Source organism: Mailhella massiliensis (assembly GCF_020741395.1).
GTDB lineage: Bacteria > Desulfobacterota > Desulfovibrionia > Desulfovibrionales > Desulfovibrionaceae > Mailhella > Mailhella massiliensis_A.
Map to the genome: position 1 here is coordinate 1 of NZ_DYZA01000157.1, position 7,916 is coordinate 7,916.

A 7,916-nucleotide genomic window follows, 5' to 3' on the forward strand; every position below is an offset into this window, starting at 1 on the left:
TATTTTCGTCCTCCTCGTCGTTGTCATGACCTGGAAGGAATGGGGCATGACCATTCCCGTCGTGGTGCTCGCCACGCTGCTTTACGCCGTGTCCGGGCAGCACCTCGGGGGCCTGTTCCGCCACTCCGGCATAGACCTGGAAAGGCTCGTCGGCTACACCAGCACCTACTTCATGGGGACGCTGGGCTCGCTTACCAGCCTTTCGGCCACCATGATCTTCCACTTCATCCTTTTCGGGGCCCTGCTCCAGTGCCTGGGCGGCTTCAGCCTCATTGAAAAGCTCAGCCGGCTGGTGTGCAGCCGCTTCGCTTCCGGCGCTTCCCAGACCGCCATTTACTCCAGCGCCTTCATCGGCATGATGACAGGTTCCGCCGCCGCCAACGTCGCCGTTACCGGCTCCTTCACCATCCCCATGATGAAAAGCCGCGGCTACGACCCCAACTATGCCGGGGCCGTGGAAGCCGTGGCCTCCACAGGCGGACAGATACTCCCGCCCGTCATGGGCGTGGGCGCCTTCATCATGGCTTCCCTGGTGGGGCTGCCCTATGCGAAGATATGCATTGCCGCGCTTCTTCCCGCAATCATCTACTTCCTCCACCTTTCCTTCAGCGTCACGGTCAGAAGCTGCCGCCTCGGCATGAAACGCTACGAGGCCGAACAGGAGGAAGAAGCGTCCTTCGGCAGGCAGATCATGCGTATTTTCAGGGAACACGGCCACCTGCTCATCCCCATCGTCTTCCTCACCTGGCGCATCTTCGCCGGGGAAAGACCGGCCAGAGCCGCCGTCAACGCCAACTTCCTGATGATAGGCGTCGCCTTCCTGCATGCGCTTGTCACCCGGCGGGGGCAGGCCGTACAGGCCATGAAGGAAGTGTGCGCCAACCTCTATAAAGGCCTGCTCACCGGCGGGAAGGAAGGAGCGAAAATCGCCCTTGTACTCGGAGCGCTCGGCATTATCGTGGACATTTTCACCACAACAGGCTTCGGACAGAGGTTGAGCCACGCCATGATCGGCATTGCCGGGGGCAACGTGTTCATTCTGGTTTCCCTTGCCGCCGTGCTGACGCTCTTTTTCGGCATGGGCATGCCCACTCCGGGCGCCTACATGCTCACCGTGCTTCTCTCTGCTCCCGTGCTGATCAATTTCGGCTTCCCCGAACTTTCCGTACACATGTTCGTCTTCTATTTCGCCGTGATTGCCGCCATAACCCCGCCGGTGGCCATGGCCTCGCTGGTGGCGGTGGGCATATCGGGAGGTTCCTATATCTCCACTTGCCTTCAGGCGGTGCGGCTCGGCCTTCAGGGCTTCCTGCTGCCCGTGTTCTTCCTGTTCAGGCCGGAAACCCTGGCCCTTGAAAGCGCACCTCTTCAGGCCCTTATTTCCAACGGCTTTTTGCTGATGAGCGGTATCGGCATGACTTTCATGCTTGAGGGCTTCTTCATCCGAAAGCTCGGCCTGTTCGGAAGGCTGGTCAGCCTTGCGGCCACGGCGTTCATTCTGTACCCGGACGACCTGCTCTCCGTCATAGGCTCACTGGCGCTCATACTCATCATGATCATCCAGCTCTATGCGGAAAAAAACGGAATCCGCACCGGCAACGCTTAGGCCGTCTCACCCGGGGATCCCCCTCCGTTCCTTCCCCGCTTTCTGCAAAATGTTCTGAAAAGGAAATGCCATGTCTGCAAACATGCCGAGACTGCAGGAGGCCATGTCGGCCTTCCGTCTGGATGCCGTCATTGCCTCCAGTGCGGAAAACACCGCATACCTCTCAGGGTTCCAGGGGCAACGCCCGTACTGCTTCCGGGAATTTACCATCGAAACTGCCGTTATCGTCACCCGGGGGGAAGCCTATGCCCCCTGCCTGATCCTCCCTGCCAATGATGCGGGCATACTCTGCCGCCACCCCGTGGAGGTGGAAGAAATCCGCACTTACGGCAATATATGGACCCGCGTTGAGGTCAACAGGCCGCTGACCGAGGCGGAAGCACGCTTTCAGGCCCTTATGACGGATACGGAACACCGGGCCGCAAGCTGTGCGGATGCGCTGGCACAGGCGCTGAAAAAGCGCGGCCTCTGCAAAGGGCGTGTGGGCCTGGACGCTGCAAGCCTCTCCCCTTCCACCGTCGGAAAACTGAAAGACATGTTCCCCGGCCTGGAGTTCCTCGAAGCAGGCCCCCTGATGCGCTATGTCCGCATGGTCAAAACCCCGGAAGAAACAGAAGCCCTGCGCGAAGCCGGCATACGCAACGAGCGGGCGGTGGAAAGGGTGCTTGAACAGGTAGGGGAAGGAGCTTCCGAAGCCGAACTGGCGGGCCTTTACATGAAGGGGATTGCCGAGCAAGGCGGCATATTTGAGTATTGGAACACGGCCGGCGGGCCGGAATCCTCCATGGCGCTCATGTCTCCGGGCGCGTTCCGGCCCCCCTGTGCCCGCCGCCTGAAAAAAGGCGACCTCTACCGCTACGACGGCGGCAGTGTCTTTTACCGCTATCACGCCGATGCCGGAGGCTGCGTTGTCGTGGGCAAGGCCAACGAAGAGCAACTGCGCATTTTCAGCGCCCTTTCTGCCGGTATGGAACGTATTTTCGAACTCCTGCGGCCGGGGGCCCTGCCTTCCGTCCTCCTCAGGGAAGCGGTGGCCCGTGTGGAGCAGGCCGGACTGGATAATTTCTCCCGAAGCTGCTTTTTCTGCGGCCACGGCATAGGGCTGGAAGCCAGGGATTACCCCACGTTCACCAGGCCTGTGACAACGGACGCGCCCTTCCTGCCCGGGACACTGGATCTTCCGCTGGAAGAAAACATGGTCGTCAGCGTTGAACTGCCCTACGGGGAACTCGGCCTCGGGGGCTTCCAGATAGAATACACCCTTCTGATTACCTCCACCGGTGCGGAAAAGCTCTATCCGCACTCAAGAGAACTCCGCATCTGCTGAGAAAACACTCCCGGAGAAGCTTACCATGGCTGAAATATTCCTGAACAGAATGACTTCCCCTGAAATCCGCGCCTGCATTGCCGATATCGACGCCGTCCTCATCCCCGTCGGAGCCACGGAACAGCACGGCCCCCATCTTGAACTTTCCTTCGACAGCCGCACGGCCGTGGAGCTGTGCAGGCGCACGGCCCTTGCCGTGCAGGAAAAAGGGGGCAGGGCTCTCGTTGCACCGGAAGTGCATTACGGCGTCTCGTGGTATCACATGAACTATGCCGGAACCGTGAGCCTTTCGCACGAAACTTTCATGAGCGTCATACACGATATCGTCGTCAGTCTCGCCAGTCACGGATTCCGCAATCTCATTATCGTCAACGGGCACGGCGGAAACAGTTCCGCCCTGAGCACCTGCCTGGACCGGCTTTACCAGAAGGAGCATATCCGCGTCCTGCTCGCACAGTGGTTCACCATGGCCGCCCCGGAAATCAAAAAGCTCGGAATGGTCTCGCCCATGCTGCATGCAGGAGAGGCGGAAACTTCCGTCGGCCTTGCTCTGGGTATGCCTGTACGGACAGACAAACTCCCTGCGGAGGAACACGGCCGCATGGAAAAACTCCGGCAGGCAGGCTATCCCGTTTCCGATCATATCTGCTATGACCCCATGTTCCGCGGATCCGGTGTGCTCACCCCCATGGACTTCATGGACGATATTTCCGACAGCGGCGCCATAGGCGATGCCGGGCTCGGTTCGGCGGAAAAGGGGCGGCAGATACTCGCCTATACGGAACATGTCCTTACCAACCTCATTCTTGACCTTGCCGGCAGGAAATGCTGACGCAAGCAAGGAGCCGACCATGCCCGACGCTCATGCCTTTCAAGACCTGAAACATGCCAAACTCATCGACCTTACCCGCGAAATCTGCCACAAGATGCAGCGCCCCCCTTCCCATCCCAGCGTGGAAGTATGCACCTTCAGCACCCATAACGACGTGCGTGTCGCCGACGGATATGAATTCACCTGTGCAACCCTGGCGCTGCACTTGGGGGATCATGCGGGCACCCATGTGGACGCGCCCTACCATTTCGACCCGCAAAGCACCGTGACGGTGGAAAAAATGCCGCTGACCACCTTCCTGACGGAAGCCGTATGCCTCGACCTTTCCCATAAGCCGGATGAAAGCGACATTCTGCCCGAAGACCTGGAAAAAGCCGAAGCCGCCGCAGGCGTTGCCATACAGGAAGGGGATACCGTACTTCTGTATACGGGCTTTCACGACAGGCACGCAGGGACGGAAGCCTACCTTTCCAAGTTTCCGGGGCTGACCAAGGAAAGCGCTGTCTGGCTGGGCAAAAAGAAAATTTCCCTGTTCGGCGTTGAGCCCGTCAGTCCGGGCAGGCTCGGCCGCTCCAACTTCGAGGTTCACCATGTCTGCCGCGACATGGGCTTCACGCACATGGAAGGACTCGTCAATCTCGACAAGCTGGTGGGCAAGGGAAGATTCCGTTTTATAGGCTTCCCCCTCCGCATCAGAGGCGGCACCGGCAGCCCCATCCGTGCTGTGGCGTGGCTTGAATAACCTTCTCCGTGCACGGCGGAAGCCTCCGCCGTGCACGCCTCGCCTCCCGGCTGAGCTGCAGGCCTGTACCGGGGGCTGTATATTTTTCCCGGCTTAGTTGTGCAGCCGATTGTTCCCGGGCCCGTGTCATGCCGCACCGGCCCTCCCGGAAGATATACAGGCAAGCGGACTGCGGACAGGATGCGCGGCGATGCCCTTTCTCCAGAAAAATCACTCATCCCCGTCCGCATGCTCACAGGGCAGACAGGGGACGGTGCCGCGTATGTTGTCCATAATCTTCCGCGCGCATGCCTGCAGCTTTTCCACAAGACGCGGCATGCGTTCCGTATTAATGCGCGTATTCGGCCCTACGATGAAAAGGCAGGCAAGAAATTCATGGTAGAGCCCGTACACGGGCACGGCCACGCCTCCGGCATCCTTCAGATATTCTCCGTGGGAAAGCGCAAAGCCCTGCTCGCGGATGCGGGAAAGTTCCCTCCGTGTTGCCTCGCGATCCATCACTGTAGTGCCGGTAAACCTGATAAAGGGTGCGGACTGAAGATAGTCGTCTATCCAGGCATCGGGCTGATGGGCGAGCAGCATTTTACGGAACGCCCCGCAGTGCAGAGGCACGGCGATATTGAGACTGTCGATGATTTTAAGCGGCTGCGGCCCCATGATTTTCTGAATGATGATGGGGCTGCCGTCTTTAAAAACGCTCAGGCCTATGTCTTCCATAGTGTCCTGCGCCAGCTCCTGCATGGGGCCTCGGGAGACCTCCACCAGGGAAGGCGGATAGGGAACCTGCAAACTGAGTGTGAGGAGATGGCGGCCCAGCCGATAGGTTTTGCTCCCGGCCTGCTGCTCAAGAAAACCGTAGGAAATCAGTGAAAGAATAATGCGCAGAGCCGTATTGCAGGGAAGATCCACCGCCTTGCTGATTTCCGAAAGAGTCATGCCGTTCCCGTCGGCAACGACGTCAAGGATGCGAACGGCTCTGTCAAGGACACGGATCATGGCTATGCCTGCTTGTCTTAGAGGGGAATTTTCGTTTTTCTAAGCGGAATAACACTACTTGTCAATTGCGATACGGCATGCCCCCTCCATGCACTATGCCCTGAGGCCGCCCTCCCCGGTGTTTTCCTGAAAATCTCGGCGCATACCGCCCTCCCGGGGAGGGGCTCATCCGGCGAGCCTCCGCGCACAAGGCCGTTTCATCGAAAACGTACCTGTTCCTTATTCATAGTTTTCGCTTTACCGGCAGCGGCAAAAGCGCTCGGGCCCCGGAGCTTTCCCCCCTGCCCTTTGCATGCACAACAGCGTGGCCGGCCGCAGGGTTCCGCTCTGCCGACCTTCCTTAAAAAACGCTTTTCTTATGCTTCGGCCCGCATGCGCAGGACACACTGTACGGGCGCGACCGTACAGCGCTTTTACCTTGGAATCCGTCAACGGCATGGGAACTTCCTGTTGGTATCTCGACTTTCCAGACCCCAGGCGCTGGAACAGATACCGACAGAAGTACCAACAAAAAACGGCGGCGTCCACGCACTACCGCAGATAACGCCGTTTCATGACAGACAAACGGAAAAGAAAAAAGAAAGTCCCCGCAGATGGTTACAGACTACGGGGAACTTCTATAGATTTTTTCCCGGCGGAAGGAGAGAGATTTGCCCCCCCCCGGAGGGCCTCAACGGATTTCAAGACCGCCCCATGCAGCCGCTCTGCCCTCCTTTAAAGACGCTTTTCTTATGCTTCGGCCCGCATGCTCCGGGCACGCTGTACGGGTGCAAGGCTTGCGCACTCCTTCGTTGCTCACGGAGCGAGTGAATCGCGGCTGCGCGGCCCTCGCGGCCCGGCCGCCTGAAGGCTGGCCGGGGGCCCCGGAGCTTCGGGACAAGGCCCGGCTCCGGCAATCCCTGCCTTCGGCATACGCAAAAGCCCCTGCGGTACGGCATACCGCAAGGGCTTTTTCATGGTTTTCCTGGCGGAAGGAGAGGGATTTGAACCCCCGGAGGTATGACCCTCAACGGATTTCAAGACCGCCGCATTCAGCCGCTCTGCCATCCTTCCTTTAAAAACGCTTTTCTTATGCGTCGGCCCGTCTGCGCAGGACACACTGTACGGGCGCGGGGCTTGCACGCTCCTTCGTCGCTTACGGCGGGAGTGAATCCCGCCTGCGACTCCCTCGCGGCCCGGCCGCCTGAAGGCTGGCCGGGGGCCCCGGAGCTTCGGGACAAGGCCCGGCTCCGGCAATCTCTGCCTTCGGCCCGTATGTTCAGGACACGCTGTACAGGCACAGGACTTGCACGACTCGGGCCCTGCTTACGCCGCAAGTGGATCGCGGCTGCGCGGCCCTCGCGGCCCGGCTGCCTTTTCCCTTTTCAGGGGGGGCAAAGAAAAACGCGATTAATATACGCCTCCGAATGTGGCGCTGTCAAGATACGCCGCCTACAGGTAGGCGGGCATCTGGAACTTGCCGTCCTTCTCGGGAGAGAGTTCGGCGTAGCTTTCGGGAGTACCGGCCACGATGGGCATGCGCTGGCCCTTGAGCATGTTGTACTCGGCCGCAAGCTCGCGCATCCTGGCAAATTCCGGCATGTTCACCACGCCGTGTTCCAGGGCCGTGCCCACACAGGACACAAGCAGCATGCCCGCAGAGCCGCTCTTCACTTCCAGGCGTATGCCGGAAATGACGTTGGCGCCCATTTCCAGGGCCTGCATCTTGGCCACGTTGATGGCGCGCTGCTCGGCCATGCGTATCTTCTTGAGGTATTCCTCGGATTCGCCGCCGAAAAAGTCGGAAAGCACGTTGGAAATGCCCGTGAACGCGCCCACGCCGATGACGGCATAGCCCGAGACCACGCCCTTCACGCCGCTCGTCCAGGTCTCCGGGTGCGGGGTGGTGAATACTTCTATCTCTTTCAGGATCTGCTCCTGATACTGCCCGAGCTCAGCCTTGAGGTCGCCCAGACGCTCTTCCCGCGCAAGGGAAAGCTCCTTTACCTTGTCCATAGCGCAAGACATGCACATGTCCTTTGCGTCGATGCCGAAACGGGAAAAGTCCGCAATGGTCTCCGCACACAAGTGACGGATGCCGCCGCGCTTGCTGAATTTCCTGCCGCAGATGCGGCAGTCCTGAGCCTGTTGCATACAGATACCCGCCTTTACGTTTGCCCCGGGCCTTCCAGACCATGCCCCGGGGACATGCAAGAGAAAAAACAGAGGGGAACAGCGCAGAGTATAAGAACGAAACGCCTCCGGGGCAAGTGTCCCGCAAGGCCTTTTCCCCGGGGGGAAAACGCCTTTCGTCGGAGGGGGGCACGGAGCTTTTTTATAAATGAAAAAAATAACATACCTTTTTTTTCCCGGCGGCAAATCCCGCCCCGGGCGCAGATTTTTTCTCCGCCTTCAGGAAAGCTCCATATATTTT

The 7,916-nt window shown here is 59.4% G+C and carries 6 protein-coding genes and 1 tRNA gene; 4 read left to right on the plus strand and 3 right to left on the minus strand.

From position 1 onward, the window contains the following. The 4 genes from K8W16_RS07830 to K8W16_RS07845 form a co-directional block, all read left to right on the plus strand. Positions 1-1,606: TRAP transporter fused permease subunit (locus K8W16_RS07830; protein WP_304122593.1), on the plus strand; the 1,606-nt coding region annotated here is incomplete at its 5' end. A gap of 70 nt (positions 1,607-1,676) precedes the next feature. Continuing rightward, positions 1,677-2,933 carry a Xaa-Pro peptidase family protein gene (locus K8W16_RS07835; protein WP_304122594.1) on the plus strand — a complete coding sequence of 419 codons (1,257 nt, stop codon included), beginning with the start codon at positions 1,677-1,679 and terminating at the stop codon, positions 2,931-2,933. A gap of 25 nt (positions 2,934-2,958) precedes the next feature. Next, complete coding sequence (locus K8W16_RS07840) at positions 2,959-3,765, plus strand: creatininase family protein (protein ID WP_304122595.1); 807 nt, start codon at positions 2,959-2,961, stop codon at positions 3,763-3,765. A gap of 19 nt (positions 3,766-3,784) precedes the next feature. Further along, a complete protein-coding gene (locus K8W16_RS07845; RefSeq protein ID WP_304122596.1) occupies positions 3,785-4,507 on the plus strand; it encodes a cyclase family protein in 723 nt (240 codons plus the stop codon). Between the two features lie 210 nt (positions 4,508-4,717). Here K8W16_RS07845 and K8W16_RS07850 read toward each other — a convergent pair whose 3' ends face one another. From K8W16_RS07850 to K8W16_RS07860, 3 genes are all read right to left on the minus strand, one after another. After that, positions 4,718-5,503, minus strand: a complete 786-nt coding sequence (locus tag K8W16_RS07850; protein WP_304122597.1) for an IclR family transcriptional regulator — start codon at positions 5,501-5,503, stop codon at positions 4,718-4,720. A gap of 965 nt (positions 5,504-6,468) precedes the next feature. Continuing rightward, positions 6,469-6,556, minus strand: a tRNA-Ser gene (locus tag K8W16_RS07855). Positions 6,557-6,934: 378 nt separating this feature from the next. Then, positions 6,935-7,636, minus strand: coding sequence for a heavy metal-binding domain-containing protein (locus K8W16_RS07860; protein ID WP_304122598.1), 702 nt, complete (start codon positions 7,634-7,636; stop codon positions 6,935-6,937). Between the last annotated feature and the right edge of the window lie 280 nt (positions 7,637-7,916).